Annotated in this window: 13 protein-coding genes; 5 read left to right on the forward strand and 8 right to left on the reverse strand. The window is 30.6% G+C overall.

Features of this window, described 5'->3' with window-relative positions:
• The 3 genes from HMPREF0078_RS06300 to uvrB all read right to left on the reverse strand — a co-directional run.
• Positions 1 to 5,601: YPDG domain-containing protein (locus HMPREF0078_RS06300; RefSeq protein ID WP_039920581.1), on the reverse strand; the 5,601-nt coding region annotated here is incomplete at its 3' end.
• A gap of 746 nt (positions 5,602 to 6,347) precedes the next feature.
• Entirely contained in the window at positions 6,348 to 9,161 is a 2,814-nt protein-coding gene (gene uvrA, locus HMPREF0078_RS06305) for an excinuclease ABC subunit UvrA (protein WP_004839303.1), read from the reverse strand.
• Entirely contained in the window at positions 9,162 to 11,141 is a 1,980-nt protein-coding gene (uvrB, locus tag HMPREF0078_RS06310; protein WP_004839304.1) for an excinuclease ABC subunit UvrB, read from the reverse strand.
• Positions 11,142 to 11,380: 239 nt separating this feature from the next.
• Between uvrB and HMPREF0078_RS06315 the strand changes: the two genes are divergently transcribed.
• On the forward strand, positions 11,381 to 13,210 hold the full coding sequence (locus HMPREF0078_RS06315; RefSeq protein ID WP_232618468.1) for an HAD-IC family P-type ATPase: 1,830 nt from the start codon (positions 11,381 to 11,383) through the stop codon (positions 13,208 to 13,210).
• A gap of 31 nt (positions 13,211 to 13,241) precedes the next feature.
• Here HMPREF0078_RS06315 and HMPREF0078_RS06320 read toward each other — a convergent pair whose 3' ends face one another.
• The gene (locus HMPREF0078_RS06320; protein ID WP_004839306.1) at positions 13,242 to 14,009 is read right to left on the reverse strand and encodes a hypothetical protein; all 768 of its coding nucleotides are present in this window, start codon (positions 14,007 to 14,009) and stop codon (positions 13,242 to 13,244) included.
• A 148-nt stretch (positions 14,010 to 14,157) separates the two neighbouring features.
• Between HMPREF0078_RS06320 and HMPREF0078_RS06325 the strand changes: the two genes are divergently transcribed.
• Entirely contained in the window at positions 14,158 to 14,433 is a 276-nt protein-coding gene (locus HMPREF0078_RS06325; protein WP_004839307.1) for a GNAT family N-acetyltransferase, read from the forward strand.
• Between the two features lie 9 nt (positions 14,434 to 14,442).
• Here the strand turns inward: HMPREF0078_RS06325 and HMPREF0078_RS06330 are convergent, their stop codons facing one another.
• Complete coding sequence (locus HMPREF0078_RS06330; protein ID WP_004839308.1) at positions 14,443 to 15,579, reverse strand: MFS transporter; 1,137 nt, start codon at positions 15,577 to 15,579, stop codon at positions 14,443 to 14,445.
• Positions 15,576 to 16,172: an HD domain-containing protein gene (locus HMPREF0078_RS06335; RefSeq protein WP_004839310.1), complete on the reverse strand. Its 597-nt coding sequence runs from the start codon at positions 16,170 to 16,172 to the stop codon at positions 15,576 to 15,578. The genes HMPREF0078_RS06330 and HMPREF0078_RS06335 overlap by 4 nt, the downstream gene beginning before the upstream one ends.
• Before the next feature lie 85 nt (positions 16,173 to 16,257).
• Between HMPREF0078_RS06335 and glsA the strand changes: the two genes are divergently transcribed.
• Positions 16,258 to 17,187 carry a glutaminase A gene (gene glsA, locus HMPREF0078_RS06340; RefSeq protein WP_004839311.1) on the forward strand — a complete coding sequence of 310 codons (930 nt, stop codon included), beginning with the start codon at positions 16,258 to 16,260 and terminating at the stop codon, positions 17,185 to 17,187.
• 711 nt (positions 17,188 to 17,898) lie between these two features.
• On the opposite strand, the gene HMPREF0078_RS06345 is transcribed toward glsA, so the two are convergent.
• Positions 17,899 to 19,962: a glutamine synthetase III gene (locus tag HMPREF0078_RS06345; protein WP_004839312.1), complete on the reverse strand. Its 2,064-nt coding sequence runs from the start codon at positions 19,960 to 19,962 to the stop codon at positions 17,899 to 17,901.
• 206 nt (positions 19,963 to 20,168) lie between these two features.
• Between HMPREF0078_RS06345 and HMPREF0078_RS06350 the strand changes: the two genes are divergently transcribed.
• Together HMPREF0078_RS06350 and HMPREF0078_RS06355 are read left to right on the forward strand one after the other, a co-directional pair.
• Positions 20,169 to 21,221 (forward strand): C40 family peptidase, encoded by a 1,053-nt coding sequence (locus HMPREF0078_RS06350; RefSeq protein WP_004839313.1) that lies wholly within the window; start codon positions 20,169 to 20,171, stop codon positions 21,219 to 21,221.
• 112 nt (positions 21,222 to 21,333) lie between these two features.
• Positions 21,334 to 22,605 (forward strand): Glu/Leu/Phe/Val family dehydrogenase, encoded by a 1,272-nt coding sequence (locus HMPREF0078_RS06355; protein ID WP_004839314.1) that lies wholly within the window; start codon positions 21,334 to 21,336, stop codon positions 22,603 to 22,605.
• A gap of 139 nt (positions 22,606 to 22,744) precedes the next feature.
• Here the strand turns inward: HMPREF0078_RS06355 and HMPREF0078_RS06360 are convergent, their stop codons facing one another.
• The gene (locus HMPREF0078_RS06360; protein WP_004839315.1) at positions 22,745 to 23,725 is read right to left on the reverse strand and encodes a DUF1002 domain-containing protein; all 981 of its coding nucleotides are present in this window, start codon (positions 23,723 to 23,725) and stop codon (positions 22,745 to 22,747) included.
• Positions 23,726 to 23,730: the final 5 nt, after the last annotated feature.

Genomic DNA, 23,730 nt, shown 5'->3' on the forward strand with positions numbered 1-23,730 from the left:
TTTTCCTTCTGGTACTTTTGCTGTCCAGTTTCCTTCTCCATCTGCTGTTGTTTCTACTTTTGTTCCGTCTGGAAGTTCTACTTCAACTTTTGCATTTGGTTCAGCTTTTCCTTTGATTTCTTTATCGCCAGCTTTTGGTGCTGTGATTTCTGGTTTTGCTGTTGCTTCTGCTGGATCAGCTTCTGCTACTGTTTTTGTTGCTTCGTCTGATTGGTCTTTTCCATCTTCTTGAGCTACTGCTTTTACTGTTTGATCTTTTTCTAATGCTGGTGTATCTACTGACCAGTTTCCTTGATCGTCTGCTTTTGTTTCTTTTACTGTTCCGTCTGGAAGAGTTACTTTTACTGTTGCACCTGGTTCTGCTGTTCCTGATACTGTTGTATCGCCTGCTTTTGGTTGTGTTATTGTTGGTGCTGGTGTTTGACCTTGTTTTACAACAGTTAAATCAGGAGCTAATTTAGCAGTTTGTTTTCCTCTTGTTATTGTAACTTCTCCCTTATTATCTACAGAGATTTGATTATCTAATAGATCTGGGTTTGCAGTTTTAACTGCTTCTTTAACTTTATTTTGTTCATCTGCTGTTAAGGAATCAGGATTTGCTACTTCTACTACTGCTGGGTTTTTAGCATAAATTCTATTTACTAGATATGCTTTCTTACCTTGTACATCTGATGGTGTGTTTTCGCCTTCATCAAATAAATAAGTATATCCTTTAAATTCCTCTGGATTTTCCTTATCATATCCTATAGTAGCTTCTTTAAGTTCTTTTCCATCAAGTCCAACTGCTTTTGATCCTAACAATAATTTATATACATTTGTATATGTTATTGTTGTATCGTCTTCAGTCTTGTCTGTACGAACAAATTCATATCCTTCTATATCTGATTTTCCATCGTTATCTGGATGTGCACCATCTTGTTTTTTTAATTCAATTGTTCTTCCATCAGCTGTTTCTTGTACCCATTTTGTGATTTCTTTTTTAGTTACTGGATTATTCTTTGCATTTACTTTTGCTTCATCAGAATGTGTACCATCTTTTTCAGCTACTGCTTTTACTTCACTTCCATCTTTAACTTGATTTGCAGGAATTGTTACAACGCCTGTTGCTGGGTCTATTGTTATAGATGGGTCAGTTCCATCTGGCAATTTCCAATTTCCATCTTTGTCCTTTGTTGCTACAAGAGTTCCTTGATGATTGTTTTCATCAGTGTATGTGATTTGAACAACATCAACGTCTTTGTCAGTTGGTGGTGTTACTGTTACAGATCCATCATCATTTGCTTTTAGAGTTGGAGCCTCTGGTTTAGCTGCTGGAGCTTTTTCCTTTACAGTTGTATTTTCTGTAGCTGGTTTTTTATCTTTTTCAGTTTGTTTTACAACTATTTTTTGACCTTTTTTAAGAGTTTTTCCAGCTGGAACATCTACAGACCAAGTTCCGTCGTCTTTTACTTTAGTTTTTAGAATAAAATCTTTGCCTTTCATTACAACAATATCTGATCCAGCTACACCTGTACCAGAAATTTTAGCATCGCCTTCAGTTACATCATTGATTACTGGTTTTTTTGAAGTTTCTTCGTTTTTCTTAGTAGCTATTGCTGTAATTTTTGCATTATCTTTTGTAATTGCTGTTCCTGGTTTTGTTGACCATGTTGGATTTTCATATCCGTCTTTTGCTGTTACTGTTGGATATTTGTCAGCTGTAAGAACTGTGCCTTCTTTTACATCATAAACCTTAGCTCCTTCAAGAGGATTTACTCCTTCGCCAGCTTCAAATGTTACTCTTACATATCCTGCTGGTGTTGGTTTTGTTGGATCAGCTGTTCTGTCTATGATATCGTCTAATTTTGCTACATTGATTTTTGCTGTTGCATTGTCTGTAGATTTGTCTGGATAAGTTACTACTACTGGAATTTCTACTGGATTGCCAGCGTCAGCTTCTGTTGGTGTGTATTTGATTTCTCCTGTGTTTTCATCGATTGTTGCATCTTTTGGAGCGTCTTTACCTAATGTGTATTTTGTTCCTTCTGGTACTTTTGTAGCTTTTCCGTCTTTATCTGTAACTTTTGGTTTTACAGTTGTTTTTTCTCCAGCTTTTCCTTTTGCATCTTCATATTTTACATCATACTTATCAGCATCTTTTTCTGCTGGTGTTGTGTCTGTTACTGTTACTGGTACTGTAACGTCTACTTCTTTGCCGTTTGGTAGGGTTACTGTTACTACTGCTTCCGTGTCTCCAGCTTTGGATACGTCTGGTTCTGTTTTTACTACTACTTTTGATCCTTTTGGTAGGTTTGTGATCTTTTCTTTGTATTGATCTACTGTTGGTTGTGTTCCTACTGTTGTTTCTACTTTTCCTTCAACTTTGGCATCCCATTTCTTTGGATTTTGATCTTTATCATCATTGATTCCATCGTTGTCGTCGTCTGGATCTGTTGAATCTGGTATTCCGTCTCCATCTGTATCTCTTAATATTGTTATTTGGATTTCTTTTGTTGATTCGTTTCCAGCTGCATCTTTTGCTTTGATTGTTACTGTGAAGTCTCTTTCTTCTTCTGTGTCTGCCCAGTTTGTTAGTTTGTCAGGTGTTCCTTCGATTTTGCCTGTTTCTTTGTTGTAGCTTAATCCTTTTGGTAGTCCTGTTACTTCTACTGTTGGGTTTTTATCTGCATCGTCTTTTACATTTACCTTTATTGGTGTGATTTTTTGTCCTTCTGTTACTCTTGCACCGTTAGCCCATACTTGTGGTCCTTTGTTGTTTTCATCTTCTTTTGGTGCTACTGGTGTTTTTGGATCGTCATCATCGTCTAAGTCACCAATTTCTGGTTTTGTTGTGTCGTCTGCTTTTTCAGCTATTGATAGAGGCACTCTATCTACGTGTCCTTTTTTGATTAATACTTCTTCGCCTTTTTCATTTAATATATAAATATCATAAGTTACTTCTACATTTGGATCATCTTGTGTTGCTTCAACTTTTGTTTTTGGTGTTCCTGTAATTTGATCTCCTGTAATTGTTAGACCATCAATAGCTTTTCCATCTATAAATTTAGCTGTTACATTTTTAAATACATATCCATCAATTTGTTTTGGTTCTACTTTAGTATTGTATTCTTTACCTACATTACCATCTTTCAAAGGAGAATCTGTAACTGTATAAGTATAGAACCTTGATGCTGTTATATCCCCTGATTCATCTGGAACTACTGTAGTAACTTCAACTTGGAATTTACCACTTTCTTTTGGTACTCCCTTAATATCTCCTGTTTTAGGATCAATTGTAAGACCTTCTGGAAGTCCCTTAGCAGAATAAGTTGCATCTTTTATAGGATTTGGATTTTTATATTCGAATTCATCATACATTGAAGTAATCTTCTTTGTATCTTCAACTACTACTGTAAATGAATCTTGAGCTAGCAATTCTGCATTTTTACCTGAGCTATCTACCCTATATAGCTTAGCTGTATAATTAGTTGTCTTTGTTACTTTGCTTGTGTCAAAGTCTGCTGATTCTAGTGATCCTGTGCTTGATGGTTTTGAAGCTTTTGATTCTTGAACTTTATTTCCATCTTCGTCATACCAAACTATTCTAAAGTTCTCACTTGATTCTCCATAATATGGTAGACCTTCTGTTGATGTTTTAGCAACATCTCCAACTTTTGCAGTGTTCTTGCCTGAGTCATAATTTGTTATATTAAATTTAACTTCTGCTGGAGCAACTGCAAAGTCTGCACGTAAGATTTGTGGTACAGCATTAGTTACACCAACACCAAATCCACCTCCAGACCAACCACTATTGATACCAAATACATTACTCATTTGTGTATATTGATTATTGTTATATGGTGTCATAACACGGAGATTCTCAGAACCTTCTATAGATACAAATAACCAGTCATAGTTTACGTGTTTTACTTGATTTGTAGCAGCTTTTGAAAAATCAAATCTTCCATTGTCTGCCTTATCTGCAACTTTGCCAAGTCTGTCAATTTGTTCTTTTGTCCACCTATTCCAAATTTGTCCACTGGAAGCATCGCCTTCCTTATAATTATAATTTTTCAATCCAGCATCTTTATTTTTTAAGTTTCCCCAAGTTCCCTTAAATTGGATAATATATTTTCCATCAGCATTTGTTTTTGCTGATACTGTTTCAGCTATCCACTTGTCTGGATCTTTTTTAACTTGTTCTTTTATCCAATCTTGTAATTTCTTTTCTTGCTCAGCAGTCCAGCCATTTCCACGAATATCTGATGGTTTTTTAACACCCATCATAACAGCAGTAGAATCGCTATAAATTTCTTTTAGCGCATAATCTGATAGATATGAAGCTTTTACTGTTACACCTTTAGCTGGAGTATCTATATCAGCAACTTGATTCCATTGGATTCCACCAATTCCTGATTTGTAATCCCAACCAACTGTACCTGTAAGATATCCACCGTCTTGTTGGATTTCTGTTGGTGTTGCTTCTTTATGCATTTGTTCAAGTGGTTTTTCCATTAATAATATTTTCCAATTACCATGAATATTTCTGGCAGTGTTTGATCCTGACCCACCTTGTGTTATTGGTAAATCAGACCCAGGGAATATAACAGATTCACCTGTTATATATTGAAGTTGGTAGCCTTCTGGAATAGTTGACTCATCAATCCAGAATCTATATCTTTCACGACCAGCAGAAACTGTTGTATCTGCATCAAATTTAATTAATTTTCCATCTTCGGCTAAATATGGTTTTATTCCCATGTGTAATTGACCATCTGCTCCTGATGTAGCTGTATAAACTGGAGATGAATATTCTTTTCCACCCCATGTTTCAAACCATTGGAAATAAGCCTTAACACCTGCAATTGGCTTAAATTGATTATCACTTGCCTTAGATAGGTTTGCATCAATATTTAGTCCATTAACCACGCCAACATAAGCATGCACAGCGTTATTTGCATCAGCGTCTGTAGTTGTATCTTCTGGTGGAGCTGCATCTCTAACTCCAGTTTTTGGATTTTCTGGAGCTTTTACTGGTTGTATGTCTACATTTTCAGAAAGTTCTAAATCCTCTGCTTCTTCTTTTGCTTCAACAGCTTTAACATTAACTTTGATTTGAATTTCTTTTACAGATCCATCAGCAAAAGTTATTTTTGCACTTGTAGTTTTTTCGCCAGCTTCTTTTGTATCAACTGGTGTTACTACATCAAGTTTTGCATCTTGTGGAAGATTGGTTACAGCTTGTTTGTAATCAATTTCTTCTCCTTCTTCTACTTCTATAGCTTCTAATTTTTCTACAAAAGTGTCAGCTTGTTTTGCAACAACTTCTTGTGCTTGTTCTACAACTTCTTCTTTTGTTTCTTCTTTTTTAATTTCTTCATTTGCTACTGGTGTAGCTTCTTCAACCGGATTTTCTTCTGGCGTGTTTGTCTCTGTTGCTACTGTTTCATTTTCACTAGCTTCAGCAGCCTTAGAAGATCCCGGAGCAATTATTAATGAAAATCCTAACATACATGAAACTAATCCAATGGATAGTTTTCTTGTACCATACTTAGGAGTTTTCTCTTGACTTAATTCTTTTTTCTTTTCGATGATTTCAGTCATCTTTTTCGAATTGTTCATGATTTTCTTATCCTTTCATTAATATATTTTGTTAAAGTGTTAATACAGAAATATGATAATTTATGCAAGACTTTTTGCAACATATTTTTTGTACCATAACTTTAAATTAGAATTTTATGTATAGATTATTATATCATTTTCATTAAAAAAATCCACTTATTTTTTATAATATCCTTATTGAAAATATTTATAAAAATTCATTTTGGAATTTATAAATATTTTTCAATCTATTTTAAAAGTAAATATATTTAAAATTATTTACTATTTTATCAGCGTTTTGATTTTTATTATCAAATTTTTGTGAATATTGATGAATTATTATTAGCAAAAAGAGATTATTTTATAAATTTTTGGAAATAAAAATAAAGAATTCGGTATTTAAACATTTTAAAAATTTTTGAATATTTAAATAAAAAAATGAGATGGCTAAGTCGTGAAAAAATCTGAAAAAAATAAAAAATCACGACTTAGCTACTTGCTTAAAATATTTGAAAAATGAGTTTTGATTTTTTCTACTATACCAGAAAATATAGAAAAAATAAAAGACCACATCAAGGTGGCCTTAGATTGTAGACAAAGTTAGTTTAGTGATTCATTATTAATTTAAAAATAAAAATACGCTACACCCCATTTTTTTTCTTTGTAATTCTATATTTGTTTTATTGCCCAAGTTTTATTATTTTTATATTTTTAATCTTTATCCTAGTTTTTCTTCTTGATTTTCTTATTGAAATATATTTTAACTGCTACAATATTTTTTTAAGAAATTGTCCTGTGTAGGATTTTTTTGTTTTTGCTATTTCTTCTGGCGTGCCTGTTTTTACTAATTCTCCTCCTCCATCTCCGCCTTCTGGGCCTAGGTCTATGATGTAATCTGCTACTTTTATCACGTCAAGATTGTGTTCTATCACTACTACTGTATTATTTTGATCAACTAATCTATTTAAAACTTCTATTAATTTATGAACGTCTGCCATGTGAAGGCCTGTTGTTGGTTCGTCTAAAATGTATAGGGTTTGACCTGTGGATCTTTTTGCAAGCTCGCTTGCAAGTTTTACTCTTTGGGCTTCTCCTCCTGAAAGTTCTGTTGATGGTTGACCGATTTTTATATAGCCTAGTCCTACGTCATATAGGGTTTGTAATTTTTTTACTATTGATGGATGATTTTCGAAAAATTTTAGGGCTTCTTCTACTGTCATATCCAAAACTTCGGATATATTTTTCCCCTTGTATTTTACTTCAAGGGTTTCTCTATTGTATCTTTGTCCGTGGCAAACTTCGCATGGAACGTAGACGTCTGGCAAAAACATCATATCTACCTTTATTGTTCCATCGCCATTGCAGGCTTCGCACCTTCCTCCTTTTACATTGAAGGAAAATCTTCCCTTGTCAAAGCCTTTCATTTTTGCTTCTGTTGTCATTGCAAAAACATCTCTGATATTGTCAAATAATTTGGTGTAGGTTGCAGGATTTGATCTTGGTGTTCTTCCTATTGGAGATTGGTCGATGGAAATTATTTTGTCAATTTGTTCTACGCCTTCGATTGAGTCGTGTTTTCCTGGGTGGGTTTTGGATTTATTTAATTTTTTGGTAACTGCCTTGTACAAAATTTCATTTACTAAGGAAGATTTTCCTGAGCCTGATACTCCTGTTACTGCTGTAAAGGTTGATAGAGGAAATTTTACATCTATTCCTTTTAAATTATTTTGTCTGGCGTTTTTTACTTCTATATATTTGTCCCAAGTTCTCCTCTCTTTTGGCACTGGGATTTTTTCTTTTCCTGAAAGATAGGCTCCTGTGATTGATTTTTTGCATTTTTTTATATCGGAAAGTGACCCTTTTGCAACAATTTCTCCTCCATGAACTCCTGCTTTTGGTCCAATATCTACAAGATAGTCTGCAGCTTTCATTGTATCTTCGTCGTGTTCTACAATTATTAGTGTATTTCCAATATCTGTTAAATTTCTCAACGATTTTATTAATTTGTTATTATCTCTTTGATGAAGTCCGATTGATGGCTCATCCAAAACATAGCAAACGCCAACAAGGCCTGATCCGATTTGGGTTGCAAGTCTTATCCTTTGGCTTTCTCCTCCTGAAAGGGTTGAGGCTGCTCTTGAAAGGGAAAGATAACCAAGTCCTACGTCTTGCAAAAATTTAATTCTTGCCTTTATTTCTTTTATTATTAATTCTGCAATTTTTTCTTTCATTGGCGAAAGTTTTAAATTATCAAAAAATTCTATAGTTTTGTCGACTGACATATCTGCAATTTCTGAAATTGATTTGCCATCTACTTTTATTGCAAGGATTTCATCTTTTAATCTTTGCCCGTGACAAGTTTTACATTCTTCCTCGCTCATAAAGCCTCTCATTCTTTTCTTTTGAGAATCGGAATTTGTTCTTTCGTACCTGTCGGATAAATTTTTGATTGCTCCTTCAAAATGTCCTGTGTATTTTTTTCTTCCAGAAAAATGACTATCAAAGGTAAAAGAAATCTCTTTTTTTGTTCCGTACAAAATTTCATCAATCATTTTTTTTGGAGCATTTTTGATTGGCTCATCAAGGGAAAATTTGTGATTTTTGGCAATGGCTTTAATTATTTCATTATAATATGTTCCTTTTCCGCTTGTGGCGTATGGATCGATTGCGCCTTCATTTATGGAAAGATTTTTGTCGGGAATTACAAGGTCGGGGTCGATTTGCAAATGAAAACCAAGTCCGTTACATTCTGGGCACATTCCTTGGGGAGCGTTGAATGAAAACATATTTTGTGTAATTTCTGGAAGGGAAATATGACCTTCTGGGCAGGCAAGTTTGGATGAAAGGATAAAATCTTTTCCGTCTATTACATTTATTTCTACAAGTCCATCTGTAAGTTCAAGGGCAGTTTCCAAAGAATCTGCAAGTCTTGATTCAATTTTTTCTTTTATCACAATCCTATCAACTATTATTGATATGTCATGTTTTTTTGTTTTTGAAAGTTCAATTTCTTCTTCAAGATCATATCTTTCGCCATCAATCATCACCCTAACATAGCCCATTTTTTGAATATTTTCGAGTTTCTTTTTGTGTTGACCTTTTTGGGATCTTACTACTGGGGCAAGGATTTGGATTCTTGTTTTTTCTTCAAGTTTTAAAATCCTATCAACCATTTGATCGATGGATTGGGCTTCAATTTTTTTGCCACAAACTGGGCAGTAGGCATCGCCAATTCTTGCAAACAAAAGCCTATAATAGTCGTAAATTTCTGTTACGGTTGCAACTGTTGATCTTGGGTTTCTGTTGGTTGTTTTTTGATCGATTGAAATTGATGGAGAAAGTCCTTCAATTGTATCGACATCTGCCTTGTCCAAATTTCCCAAAAATTGTCTGGCGTATGACGATAAACTTTCTACATATCTTCTTTGACCTTCGGCATAAATTGTGTCAAAAGCCAAGGTGGACTTTCCCGATCCGGAAAGTCCAGTAAATACAATCATTTTATCGCGAGGAAGGGTAAGGTCTACGTTTTTTAAATTATTAGTCCTTGCCCCCTTTATAACTATTTTATTTTCACTCATTTATACCTCCGCAAATTCTCTTTTCATTTTTGCTATTTGGTCACGAATTTGTGCTGCTTTTTCGAAATCTAATTCTTCTGCGGCCTTGTACATTTCTGTTTCCAAATTTATAATTATATTTTCAATTTGTTCTTGTGAGAATTCTTCTTTTACTTCTTCTACATTTTCTGTTGATTTTGTTACCTGAATTATTTCTGCTATGTTTTTCTTGATTGTCGTTGGGGTTATGCCGTGTTTTTCGTTAAATTCTGTTTGAATTTTTCTTCTTCTTTCGGTTTCGTCAATAGCTTTTTTCATTGATCTTGTAATTTTATCTGCATACATTATTACATGACCTTTTGAATTTCTAGCAGCCCTTCCTATGGTTTGGATAAGGGAAGTTTCACTTCTTAAAAATCCTTCTTTGTCTGCATCTAAAATTGCAATCAAAGAAACTTCTGGCAAATCTAATCCTTCACGAAGAAGATTTATTCCAACCAAAACATCAAATTTTCCAAGTCTTAAATCCCTAATTATTTCACTTCGCTCGATTGTTTTTATATCTGAATGGAGATATTTTACCTTAATTCCATTTTCTGATAAGTAATCGGTCAAATCTTCTGCCATTCTTTTGGTTAGAGTTGTTACAAGAACCCTTTCATTTTTGTCGATAATTTGATGGATATTTTCTATCAAATCATCAATTTGATTTTCTACTGGTCTTACATCAATTAATGGATCCAAAAGTCCAGTTGGTCTTATGATTTGTTCAATAACTTTTCCACCTGTTTTTTCCATTTCGTAGGGACCTGGAGTTGCTGAAACGTATATTGTTTGTTTGATTAATTTTTCAAATTCTGGAAATTTTAGGGGTCTATTGTCAAGGGCTGAAGGAAGCCTAAAGCCAAAATCTACTAAATTTTGTTTTCTTGACCTGTCCCCCTCATACATTCCACCAACTTGGGGAATTGAAACGTGAGATTCGTCAACAAAAAGCATAAAATCATCTGGAAAATAATCTATTAATGTATATGGTCTAGATCCTGGTTCTCTTTGGGATAAATGTCTTGAATAATTTTCTATTCCTGAACAAAATCCAATTTCTTCTAGCATTTCTATATCGTAATTTGTTCTTTGCTCAAGCCTTTGAGCCTCTACTAATTTATTTTCATTTTCAAGTTCAACAAGTCTTTCTTTTAATTCTTCTTTTATAGTTGTAATAGCAGCTGCTGCTTTTTCGGCGCTTGTTGCATAGTGACTTGCAGGATAAATATAGCCGTGGGAGATGTGGCTTGTAACTTTTCCTGTCAAAGAATCAAATTCTGAAATCCTATCAATTTCATCTCCAAAAAATTCTACTCTTATTGCTTTTTCTTCGTTTCCTGCTGGGAAAATATCTAAAACATCTCCTCTTCTTCTAAAAGTTCCACGCGAAAAATCAAAATCATTTCTTACAAATTGTCTTTCGATTAATTCTTTCATAACTTCTTCTGGAGAAATTTCTTGACCTGGTCTTAGGGACAAAACTAATTTTCTATATTCTTCTGGATCTCCCAAGCCGTAAATACAAGAAACGCTCGCCACAATTATTACATCGCGTCTTTCAAACAAACTCATTGTTGCTGAATGTCTTAATTTATCAATCTCATCATTGATTGAAGAATCTTTTGCAATATATGTGTCGGTTGCCGCAACGTAGGCTTCTGGTTGATAATAATCGTAATATGATACGAAATATTCAACGGCATTGTCTGGGAAAAATTCTTTAAATTCTGTAAATAATTGGTAGGCAAGTGTTTTGTTGTGGGCAAGAACAAGAGTTGGCTTTTGAACTTCTTGAATTATATTTGCCATAGTAAAAGTCTTGCCAGATCCTGTAACTCCTTGGAGAATTTGATGAGCTTTTCCATTTTTTATTCCACAAGCAAGTTTTTTAATTGCATCTGGCTGATCTCCTTTTGGAGTGTAGTCTGATTTTAAAATAAATTTATTTTTTGTCATTTGACACTTCCTTTATGTAAATCATAATTTTTTTCTTTTTTTTTCTTTTTAAATCTATTTTCAGTCTTTTCCAATATACACTTTCACTTTTTAAATTCAACTTATTTACTCGGGATTAAAAGCTTTAAATCTTGCCACAAATTCGCCTTTCTGCTATAATTTTTTGTGAATATACTTATGAATTTTTTAATGTTAAATTTAATTATGAAAGGTTGATATATATGGAAATTTTTAAAAATATGAAAAAGGAAAGAAAAAAAGAATTGTTAGTCCTAACAATTTTTGCGATTTTCTTTATCTTTGTTACTTATAAATTTAAGCAAAATGGGAAAAATTTTTTTCTTGTTATTAGTTTTCTTGCAATATATCTTGCTGTTGGAGCTGATACTTTTGTAAATGCAATAAATTCAATTTCTAATAAAAAATTTATGGATGAAAATCTTCTTATTACTCTTGCAAGTTTTTTTGCGTTTTTTATGGGATTTTTTGTTGATGCTTGTGCCATAATGTTTTTATTTAATTTGGGCAATTTTTTTGAAAATCTTTCAAAAGATAGGATAGATGAAAATTTCAAAAAATTATTTGATATTGTCCCAAAAACAGTTACAAAAGTTTTGGATGATGGGACTTTGGCAAAAATTTCGATTAAAAAAATAAAAAAAGGCGATATACTTCTTGCAAAAGAGGCAGATATTATCCCTGTTGATTCTGTTGTAATTTCTGGCGAAGGGCTTTTGGATACTTCATTTTTAAATGGCAAATCTTTGCCAATTGAAATTAAAAAGGGATGTGAAATTTTATCAACTTCTATGCTAAAAACTGGAGAGATCAAATACAAGGCTGTGAAAGTTTTTGATGAATCTATGGCAGCAAAAATTATGAATTTGATAAAAACATCAAGAAATAAAAAATCTCAAAGTGAAAAATTGATTAAGCAATTTACAAAAATTTATACGCCTTTTCTTGTTGCCATAGCAATTTTTCTTGCTGTAGTTTTCCCTATTTTGGGAGGAGATTTGAGCAAATATTTACAAAAATCTATAAATTTCTTGATTGTTTCTTGTCCAAAAGTTTTTATACTTGGGATTTCTCTTTCATATATTTCAGCTTTAATTCTTGCAAATAAAAATAAAATCCTTGTTAAAGATATAAAATCTTTTGAAAAGCTGATTGATTGCGATTATTTTTATACAGATATGACAAATACTTTGACTGTTGGGGAATTTGATTTGAAAGAAATTGTTTATTATTCTCCTTATAACAAAAATTTGCTTTTGGATTATTTGTATAATTTGGAAAAATTATCGGCTGATCCTATTGCAAAAGCCATAGTCAAAAATCTTAGACGTAGAGATAATTTTTCGTATTTTATAGCAAGTAAAAATATAAATGATATTGACATTTGGGCAAAAACTTATGAAAATGAAGAAATAAAAATAGGCTCCAAAGACTTTGTAAATGTTGAAGATGATTCAAATGAAAAGGCAATTTTTATGTCAATAAATAATATTTTAGTTTGTAAGGTTGTTTTGGAAGATACCATTAAAGATGATGCCAAAGAAAGCTTAGATTATTTAAAAAATGAATTTGTTGATATTGCTGTTTTATCAGATGAAAAAGAAAAAGTTGTTGAAAATCTCGCGAAAAATCTTAGCATTTCCTATGCGGCAGAAATTTCTTCAAACGAAAAAATTAATCTTATAAAAAATGAGCAAAAAAATAAACATAAAATTATTTATGTTGGAGATGGAATAAAAGAAGGCGAAGTTTTGAAAAATTCTGATATTGGAATTAGCATGGGTCAAAAATCTTCGGATATTGCAATTTATAATTCTGACATAATGATTTCTGATAAATCTTATGGAAAATTAAGAGATTTGATGAAAATCGCAAAAATCGTGGACAAAACTGCAAAAAAAAATCTTATCTTACTTATTTTTACAAGAATTGTGCTTTTGATTTTAACTTTAATTGGATATTGTCCAATGTGGCTTGTAAGCCTTGTTGATGTGGTAGTTTTAATTATTTCAATCTTATCATCAATTAAAATTTTTAATAAAAAAATTTAGCAGGAAGAATTTTTATCTTCCTGCTTATTTTTTATATATTTCTTGTAATTGTAAATTCGTTATTGTTTTCTGGATTATCTTTTTCAATTTCTTGGTCTATATCTCCTGTAAAATTTAAATAATTATCAGAAAGTCTTGCTGAAACCAGTGGCGAAATTAATATATAATACAAGCCTAAAATTCCGCCTCCTAACATAATAATTCCAATACCTGCTTCAGGACTACTTGTTCCAACGACAATTCCAACAATTATTCCAAAAATAAGGATAATTGGTAAAACTATATACAACAAATACAAAGTAATAGTTTTGCCAAATAATTTTACTCCAATTGCAAATACACTTTTAAGTGCATCCGTGATTGATTGGTCTTTGTTTCTTGGATCTGAAACTATATGATTTGCATAGGCTGTAAAAATTGAAAGAATGCCTAAAAGAAGTGTTCCAAGAACAGAAAGTGATAATAAATTTAATTTCTTACTTTCTACATCAAAAACTCCAATTTTTCCAAAAGAAAAAGTCAAAACAATTGTAATAACTATAAGAATTAAATTTACAATTATTGCTTTTTTATCAAGTCTTTGCAATTGATTTAAATAATCTCCAACACTTCCCTTTCTATTGTTGATTAAACCTGATGCAATTATAAAAGAACCAAGCCAAGTGATAACAGAAGATAATAAATTATATATTATACTTTCATCTGCATTGCTACCAAAAATTCTGTTGAGAACAAAAGCAAAAACTGCAACTATAATCTCAACCAAAATAACTGAGCCATAACTATATTCTCTTTTCATAATAATTCCTTTCGTTTTTCCATAAATTTTCTCTTACAAAAATATTTATACCCACAAATTCGACTTTAAACAAAAATATTATATTTTTTTATATTAAATTAAATATATTTTAAGCTCATTAAGGGTATAAAAAAATAGAGGTGATATTATGGAATATAAAATAAATAAAAAAGAAAAACAAGTGCAAGTTTTTGATAAGGAAAATAAAATAGGATTTATAGATATAGTAGAAAAAGAAAATCTAATCGATGCACCACACACAGAAGTTGACAAAAAATATGGAGGTCAAGGAATAGCAGGAAAATTGGTAGACGAATTAGTTCAATACGCAAGGGATGAAAATAAAAAAATAATTCCAACCTGCCCTTATATAAAAGATAAATTTGAAAAAGACGAAAAATATAAGGATGTGTACTATAAATAAAAGAGCCAGCTAGGCTCTTTTTTTATTTCTTCTAAAAAATATTCCAATAAAAATAAAATAAATTATTACAAAACCACCAAAGCCTTTTGATAGGGAATTTGTATTTATTAGCTTGTCTATGCTTTTCATAAAAAATGGTGCTAAAAATACTCCTATATTACACCCTATAAAAATTAAATTTGTGGCTATTCTTGAGCTGTGACCTTTTACAAATCTTGGCACTTCTGCAAATATGTAAGGCATACACATTGATTGTCCAAAAGTCAAAAGCAAAATAGAAAATAAAAATCCTAAAAGATTTTTTTCAAAATTTACTATCAAAAAATTTGCTAGTATAAAAAATCCCAAGCCAAAAAATATAGTTTTTTCTCTCAATTTCAAATTGATTGGTGTAAATAAAAATGCCGAAATCATTCCAACAATTGGCACAAAATTTAAATAAAAACTTACATTTACATCAATTCCACGGCTTTGGCTTGCAACAAAAGGAAATCTCATTAGCATTGCCGTTCCATTTAAAATCATAAGCATGGCAAAAATTATAAAAAGAAAAATATTTGAATCAAAATTGATTTTTGCCTTCTCTTTTTCAATTTTTACATCTTCTACATTGATTTTGAAAAATATAAAAATAAGAAATGCTGATGTATAAAGTGAAAAAGTGTACATATAATCAAATTTTACAAGGATTCCTGCCAAGGAAAAAAGAATTATTTGCCCAATAAATTCAAAAGCATTTCTTAGACCATGAAGTTTTGTTCTCTCATTGTTATCATGGTAGAGCAAATTAATATAATTTGCCGAATGCCCATTAAAAAGACCAAGCCCTGCCCCAAGAAAAAATCTTGAAATAATTATTGATAAATAAGTCCTAAAAACTAGGGGAATAATCCCGCTAAATCCCACAATCAAAAGTCCCAACAAAACTGTATTTTTTATTCCAATAAAAATCGCCAAATATTCTGCCAAAAAAATAAAAATCATAACAGCAAGGCTTGAAAGACTTATTATGAATTCAGCCTCATTTCTAGTAAGATTGAAGGCTTCTTGTATATAAACTAAACTTCCAGAAATTATGCTATTGCTTGTTAAAATCAAAGAAATTGATAAAATTGCAAATTTTTCTCTTTTTAAATTTTCTTTCATTGTCTATCCAAATATTTTTCAAATAATTTATTAGAAAAATCTATCAAATCATGAGAAAAATCATTTCTCAAATATTTTTCATTCAAATCTCCAAGCCTAACCCTATCAAGAGCATCAGCATCCTTGAAAAGTTTTGACAAATATCTTGCCCTATCCATATCTTTTACAAAAAATTCTTCAATTGTTTCGTCCATTTGTTTGTCAGGTCTTGAATGAACTGCCAAAACTGCTTGAAGAATATTTTTATCGCTTTCATTTATTTTTGCATAATCAATCGAATATAAAGCTGCCCTATAACCATGTTCTGTATCATAAGAATCGTCAACTCTTTTTGTATCATGCAAAGATGCAGCAAATCTTAAAATATCCGTATCATTTTTGTCCAATTTATAATTAAAAGCCAAAAGCATTGAAATAAAAATTACTCTTTCAATATGACCTTGACCGTGGATTTTGCTTTGGTAAAGAATTTTTGTATTTAAATTTTTATAAGTATCTAACAAAATTTTGTAATAAGAAGAATTTTTAAAATCCTCAAAAAATTTAAAATCTTCTAGCCATTTATCTTCATTTAATATTTCCAAAATAATCATAAGAAACTCCTTTTATTTCTTTAATTAATTATTATTATATCAAATCGGGTAAATATTTTATATAAAATTGTAAGTAGGTGATATTATGTTTATGAAAAGAGAAGATATAGAAAAAGAAATAGAAGAATGCATAAAAAAAGCAAAAAATTTTTCAAACCAAGGAGAAGTTGCCTCCTACATTCCAGAGCTTAAAAACGTAGACGAAAACGGCTTTGCCCTTTCTATTGTTACAACAAGCGGAGATATTTATAATTTTGGAGAAAAAGAAAAAATATTTTCAGTTCAATCCATTTCAAAAATTTTTACCCTAATCATGGCACTAAAAGACAACACAACAGACGAAGTATTTTCAAAAGTTGGAACAGAGCCAACAAGATACGAATTTAATTCATTAATTCCAATTGACCAAAGGGCAGCAAATCCATTTATAAACGCTGGAGCAATGACAACAACATCAATGATTTATGGAAAAAGTGAAGAAGAAAAATTTAATAGAGTTATGGAATTAATAAAACAAATGAGCGACGATGGCACATTTACATTTATGGAAAATATTTACAAATCAGAAATTTCTACAACAGACAGAAACAGAGCAATTGCTTATTATTTAAAAAGCAAAAATATTTTTGCCCAAAACGCTGATGAAGTTTTAGATTTATACGTTAGAATTTGTTCAATAGGAACAAACGTAGAATCCCTTGCAAAACTAGGAGCACTCCTTGCCAACGAAGGCTTTGACATCCACTCATCAAATTTAATAATTCCACAAAACATAGTCCAAATGACAATAGCCCAAATGGCATCGTGTGGAATGTACGAAAAAAGCGGAGAATATTTAATGAAAGTAGGAATCCCATCAAAATCAGGAGTAGGCGGAGCGATTTTAGGCGTTGTACCAAACAAATGCGGAATCTGCGTATATTCCCCAAAATTAGATAAGTCAGGAAATTCAGTTGTTGGGAAAAATTTATTAAAAATATTATCAGCAGACTTAGGACTTAATATTTTTCTGTAGAAATATGAAAAGACTTTTTTGAATAAAAAATTTAATAAAATAATAAATCATAATATTTTTTTAATTCTTCGTTAGTTAAGGGGACAAATTAGGGGACTTCCGATTGTCCCCACAATTTTTCTCCTTAAACCCCTTTCAACGAACCCCCTTAACCGGCCCTTGCAGGGAGCAAAATCAGAAAGAAACTTGCGTTTCTTTCAGTTTTTAAATTGATTAGCCAAATTTAATAAAAATAAATACCCAAAATAAATAAATTCTAAGTTCATTAAAATAGAAAAAATAACTCACTAACGTTCAAACAATTTTTTCTCCAATAATTCACTTGAATTTATAATTATTTTTAAAAATTTGAAAGAAGCGTAAGCTTCTTACAAGAAAAGCTCCATGCAATGGTCGGTTGCAGGGGGGGCAAAAAAGTGGGGGTTTTAGGGGATATAATTAGCTTGAAATTGTGCCAGTGGTACAATTTCAATAATTATACCGCGGACTTTATTCGTAGCTTTATTTTAAAATTGAATTTTGATTTAAGATTTTTTTAAATTTAAAAAGCAATTTAGCGTGGAAAAAGGGGGAGAATCGAAACTCCCCCATTTCCTCCGCCCTAACATTACGAAGTATTAATTTTATAAAATAATTATTTTATTAATGAAAGAAATAAATGTATATCACAAAAAAAGAAGCTTTTTCAAGCTTCTAAATTTTTTAAAAAATCTATAAAGATTTCAACATGTCCACATATCTAGGCATTGAATAATTTTCTCTGGAAATTTCTTTTTCTAAATTATCTGCTACTTCTCTTATTTCTTCTGTGATTTTTCTGGTTTTTTCTTGAATGTAGATTGCTTTTTCTTCTATTTCTTTTATTTTTTCAAAATCTTTTAGAATTTCTTTTATTTCTTCTCCAAATTCTAATAAAACTTTTACATTTTCATTTATTCTTTTTGCCTTTTCTTCTAATTTTTCATTTTCTAAAAAGGCAAGATAGGATTTTATTTCTTTTATTTCTTTCATTGCCGAAGGAAGGATTTCTTGATAGATTAGGTTTGATAAAATTTCAAGCTCTTGTTGGCAAAATTTTATTATTTCTTCAAATTCTACGTTTATTATTGAATCTATTTCTTTTTGGCTAAATATTTTTTCTTCTTTAAATATTTCGTATGATGAATTTTTCTTTGCATAGACTAAGGCGTCTAAGAAGCTTTTATGGTTAATAAGTCCTCTTTTTTCTGCTTCTTTTATCCATTCTTTTGAGTATCCGTCGCCTTGGAATAAAATTTTTGAATTTTCCTTGTAGATTTCTTTGACTATTTTGTAGACTTCTTCTTTTAAATCTTTTTCATTTTTCCCTTCAAGTCTTTTGCCTATATCTTTTAAAACTTCTGCCATAGCAAGATTAATTACTGTGTTTAAATCTGCGGCTGATTTTGAAGAGCCTAACATCCTAAATTCAAATTTATTTCCCGTAAAGGCAACTGGAGATGTTCTATTTCTGTCTGATGAATCTGTTTGGATTTCTCCAAGATGTGGAATTTTAACTTTATTATTTATTCCTTTTATCTCTTGGTCTTTTGCTATTGATTTTAAAATATTTTCTAAATCTTCGCCAATAAATACAGAAATTATTGAAGGTGGTGCTTCATTTCCTCCAAGTCTATAATCATTTGAAACTGATGATGAAGAAAGTCTTATTAAATTTTGGTATTTATTACAAACTTTAATCATTGCTGATAAAAATAATAAAAATAAATAATTATTTTTTGGGTCATCTCCTGGATAAAAACAATTTTTCCCGTAATTTGTTGTAAGGGAATAATTATTGTGTTTTCCACTTCCAGCCATATTTTTGAAAGGTTTTTCTTTTAATAGGCAATAAAGATTGTGTTTGATGGCAGTTTTTTCTAAAATATGCATGAGTAATTGGTTGTTGTCTACGGAAATATTACAATTTTCATACATTATTGCAATTTCAAATTGATTTGGCCCAACTTCATTATGCTCAGCCTCCATATAAATTCCCAAATTATATAACTGTTCGTTCACATCTTCAAAAAAATCATTAACTCTTTGAGGAATTGCACCAAGATAATGGGAAATTATTTCCTTTTCAACCATAGAATCACGTCCAACAAGACTCATTCCACAATATTCTAAATCTATTCTTTTATCATAAAATTCTTTATCAATTAAATAAAATTCTTGCTCAAGTCCAACTTTCGCCTTTACCCTATAAGTTTTTTCATCTTTCAAAAACATATTGCAAATTGGACTTGCGTACTTGCTCAAGATATTCATTGATTCAATTAAAGGCAATTTTTTATCAAGTTTTTCTCCATAAAAGGAAACAAAAACTGATGGAATATATAAAACTTTATCTTCAATAAAAGAATTTGCAGTCAAATCCCAATATGTATAACCACGAGCCTCAAAAGTCGATCTCATTCCACCTGATGGAAATGATGAGGCGTCTGGCTCTCCTTTTATTAATTCATTTCCAGAAAATCTATTGATTGGATTGTGTTTATCATCTCTATTTAAAAACGCAGTTTTTTTATTTGCAGTTTTTCCATTTAAAGGTTGAAACCAATGAGTATATGAAGTTGCCCCCTTTGAAATCGCCCAAATTTTCATAGCATGAGCAATGGAATCAGCAGTTTCTTTATCAAGAGTTGTATTATTTCTTGCAGCCTCTTTCCATTTTAAATAAACAGGATAAGGGACATTTTCTTTCATAGTTTTTTTATCAAAAGCCAAATTTCCAAATTCTTTTAAATCCATATTTTTACCTTTCTTGATATTTTAAAATTTGTTTAAATAATTATATCATAAAAAAATACATATTAAATTTTTAATCCATAATTTTTTGCAAAAAATATTTTTTTGCTTTATAAATATTTTGCAAATTAAATTTAATTAATTGACACTATATCAATATAATGATAAATTAATAGTAGTTGAAATTATAATAATTCGAGGATGGGAAAATGAGAAAAAACAAAAAAATAATTTTATTATTATCCACTCTTATTTCTTTTCAATTATTTGCACCAACAAATACTTCTAAGGCGAAATCTATTTTAATAAATTATGATCTTGCAGAAGGTGTAAATGTTAGAGAAAAACAATCTTTTGCAGATGATTCTAAAATATTAGGAGGAATAGATTATCCTGATTTTTATGAAATAAAAGAAGAAAATGGCAATTGGTTAAAAATTAATTTTGAAGGAAAAGATGGATATGTAGCAAAAATTTGGTTTCATATTTTAGATGATATGAAAGCAATTAAAAATGGCAAAATATATGAAAAAGCTGACGAAAAATCAAAAGAAATTTCAAATTTTAAAAAGAAAGAAAAAATTGATTTAATAGATTTTGATTCTAACAAAAATTTTGTAAAGGTCAAAAAAGGCGACAAAATTGGTTTTGCAAAAATTGATAATTTTGATTTATCAAAAAAAGATGAAAAAGATTTAAATAAAGTAAAAGATAAATACAAAAAAATATATGATTCTGTAAAAAGATATATGGATTATCTTGATAGGAATAATTTAAGTTTGTATCCAATCGAAGAAAAAGATAAGGCAAAAGAAAATGAAATTGTTAGAAATTATGTGGTAGATGAACCAGAAGAAAAAACTGAAGAAGTTGAATATATTTATTACACAGTTTCAGGAGATGATATTGGATCACAAGCCTATAATTTTGCAACAAAATTTATTGGAAATCCTTACGTTTGGGGTGGAATAAGTCTTACAAATGGAGTTGATTGTTCTGGATTTACCCAACAAGTTTATAAAGAATTTGGAATTAGTCTTCCTCATTTTGCTCAAAGCCAAGCTGATTATGGAAAAACTATAAAACTTGGAGAAGAAAAGGCAGGAGATTTGGTATTTTATGGAACAAGCCTTTCAAATATTACCCACGTTGCCATTGCAGACGGTCAAGGAGGAATTGTTCATGCAGCAAATCCTAGAAGTGGAATTATAACATCAGGAATTGGAAATCCAACAATTATAAAAAGATTAATTGAAGATTAAAATACGCCCTTTGCGGCGTATTTTTTTATTGTAAGCGAAAAAAAATAATGTTATAATTATTTAAAAGATTAAATTTTATAGAAATTAATTAGTAAATATAAAGGAGTTAAAAATGACAGATACATTAAATCCCTTAGAATCTGCACAATTACAAATAAAAAAAGCGTGTGAAAAATTAAATTTAAATCCAGCAGTTTATGAAATTTTAAAACAGCCTCAAAGATTTATAGAAATTTCTATTCCAGTAAAAATGGATGATGGTTCTCTAAAAGTTTTTAAAGGATATAGATCAGCTCACAACCATGCCCTAGGTCCTTCAAAAGGTGGAGTAAGGTTTCATCAAAGTGTAAATGTAGAAGAAGTAAAAGCTCTTTCAACTTGGATGACTTTAAAGGCAGGACTTTTGGCAATTCCTTACGGCGGTGGTAAGGGCGGAATATGTGTTGACCCAAAAAAATTATCTGATAGAGAACTTGAAAGTCTTTCTCGTGGATATGTTAGAGGCTTGTACAAATATTTGGGAGAAAGAATAGACATACCAGCTCCTGATGTAAATACAAATGGAAAAATTATGTCATATTTTATTGACGAATATGCAAAATTAAATGGCGACAAAGAAGATTTTGGAACTTTTACAGGCAAGCCTTTAATCCTTGGTGGAAGTTTGGGTAGAAGTGAAGCTACAGGATATGGAGTTGTTATCACAACAAAATATGCAGCCAAAAAAATTGGACTTGATTTGAAAAATGCAGAAATTGGTCTTCAAGGTTTTGGAAATGTTGGAAGTTTTACTTTAAAATATTTAGTAGAAGAAGGTGCTAAAGTTAAATATCTTTCTATAAGAGATGAAAATGAAGAGTGCGGAAGATCAGCCCTATATTCTGAAGATGGATTTGATTATGAATCTTTACAAAAATATAGAGATGAAAATAAAACTCTTGTAGGATATCCTAAGGCAAAAAAAATATCTGATAAAGAATTTTGGCAAACAAAATTTGATATTTTAATTCCTGCAGCTTTAGAAAATATAATTACTGAAAAAATCGCCAAAAATTTAGATGTAAAATTAATTGCAGAAGGTGCAAATGGCCCAACAACTCCAGAAGCTGATATTATTTTAAAAGAAAAAAATGTAGAAGTAATTCCAGATGTCCTAGCAAATTCTGGTGGAGTTTTGGTTTCATATTATGAATGGATTCAAAATCAATATGGAAATTATTGGTCAAAAGAAGAAGTTCAAGAAAAACAAGAAAAAGATATGCTAAAAACTCTTGAAGGAATTTTTGAAATTAAAGAAGAATTTGATACAAATATAAGAGAAGCATCTTATATGTTTGCAATCAAAAGAATTGCAGAAGCAATGGAGCTTCGTGGTTGGTATTAAAAAATCTACATTTATTAGCCAATAATTTGAAAAAATAAAATTATATGCAAATGCTTAGTTTGTAAATTATAATTTTTTGCACAAAAACGGAGGAGAAATCTAGATAGATTTCTCCTCCGTTTAATTTTAAGATATATTATTAATTATTTGAACTATCGTCATTTGAATTTGTAAAAGATGCAAATAAGTCTTTGAAAAATTGTACTATTTTATCCCAAAGACCTGACTCTTTTATATCATTTCCTACTTTATCAATGTCTTCTTTGTTGTCTTCGTAGAATTTTTTTCCTTTTTCTGTCAAAGTTCCTGCAAATTTTTTAAGATTTTCTTCTACTGCCTTGCTATCAATTGATGGGCTTTCTTGATATTTTTCAAAATAATTTACAAGAATTTGTATATTGTTATTTGATAAAATATCTCCCATATTTACATTGTTCAAAGCATCTTTTATAAAAATTTGAATTTGCCCGCTGTCAGCAGTTTGTCCATTTTTATCTTTGTAATCTTTTAAATTTTGTTTTACTTCTGCAACTGCTTGGTCTAATTTGTCTTTGTCAAAAGATTCCTTATTTTCATTTTCTTCGCTTATTTTCTTTAATGTTCCCAGCTCTTCTTGAGCAGTTTGAGTGCTTTGTGTATTAACTTTTTCTCCATACATCTCTATTGCCTTATACACTCCAACAAGGGCAGATTCTCCTGTAACTTTTGTTGGACTTGCAACTTTAATTTCTGCATCTGTAATTCCTGATGTGATTGCAGCGTTTGTGTATTGGCTTTGAGTAATTGATGTTATGTTTTCTGGTGTTAAAATTTCTACCTTGATTCCGCTTCCTTTTGGAAGTTTTTTTACTGAAACTGATGAAATCATATTATAATCTTCTGCTTTGTAGCCTAGATATTTTTGGCAATCAGCACCATTTACACTTGATTTATTTATATCATCAGATAGTCCCAAATTATTTTTTACTTCTTGAATTTGATTTTGATTTAAGCCAGCTCCATACATATAAGCTTCTTTTTGTGAATCGAATTCTCCACTTGCTTTTGCAGCTTGTGGGATAATTAAAATTAATCCCAAGGCAAATGCCTTTAACATTTTGTTTTTAAATATTTTTTTCATAATAT

The sequence above is a fragment of the Anaerococcus vaginalis ATCC 51170 genome, from assembly GCF_000163295.1.
Taxonomy (GTDB): domain Bacteria; phylum Bacillota; class Clostridia; order Tissierellales; family Peptoniphilaceae; genus Anaerococcus; species Anaerococcus vaginalis.

Excerpts from the sequence above, each read along its gene's own strand:
- uvrA (WP_004839303.1), bottom strand. The coding sequence starts at position 9,161 with ATGAGTGAAAATAAAATAGTTATAAAGGGGGCAAGGACTAATAATTTA.
- uvrB (WP_004839304.1), bottom strand. The coding sequence starts at position 11,141 with ATGACAAAAAATAAATTTATTTTAAAATCAGACTACACTCCAAAAGGA.
- HMPREF0078_RS06315 (WP_232618468.1), top strand. The coding sequence starts at position 11,381 with ATGAAAAAGGAAAGAAAAAAAGAATTGTTAGTCCTAACAATTTTTGCG.
- HMPREF0078_RS06320 (WP_004839306.1), bottom strand. The coding sequence starts at position 14,009 with ATGAAAAGAGAATATAGTTATGGCTCAGTTATTTTGGTTGAGATTATA.
- HMPREF0078_RS06325 (WP_004839307.1), top strand. The coding sequence starts at position 14,158 with ATGGAATATAAAATAAATAAAAAAGAAAAACAAGTGCAAGTTTTTGAT.
- HMPREF0078_RS06330 (WP_004839308.1), bottom strand. The coding sequence starts at position 15,579 with ATGAAAGAAAATTTAAAAAGAGAAAAATTTGCAATTTTATCAATTTCT.
- HMPREF0078_RS06335 (WP_004839310.1), bottom strand. The coding sequence starts at position 16,172 with ATGATTATTTTGGAAATATTAAATGAAGATAAATGGCTAGAAGATTTT.
- glsA (WP_004839311.1), top strand. The coding sequence starts at position 16,258 with ATGTTTATGAAAAGAGAAGATATAGAAAAAGAAATAGAAGAATGCATA.
- HMPREF0078_RS06345 (WP_004839312.1), bottom strand. The coding sequence starts at position 19,962 with ATGGATTTAAAAGAATTTGGAAATTTGGCTTTTGATAAAAAAACTATG.
- HMPREF0078_RS06350 (WP_004839313.1), top strand. The coding sequence starts at position 20,169 with ATGAGAAAAAACAAAAAAATAATTTTATTATTATCCACTCTTATTTCT.
- HMPREF0078_RS06355 (WP_004839314.1), top strand. The coding sequence starts at position 21,334 with ATGACAGATACATTAAATCCCTTAGAATCTGCACAATTACAAATAAAA.
- HMPREF0078_RS06360 (WP_004839315.1), bottom strand. The coding sequence starts at position 23,725 with ATGAAAAAAATATTTAAAAACAAAATGTTAAAGGCATTTGCCTTGGGA.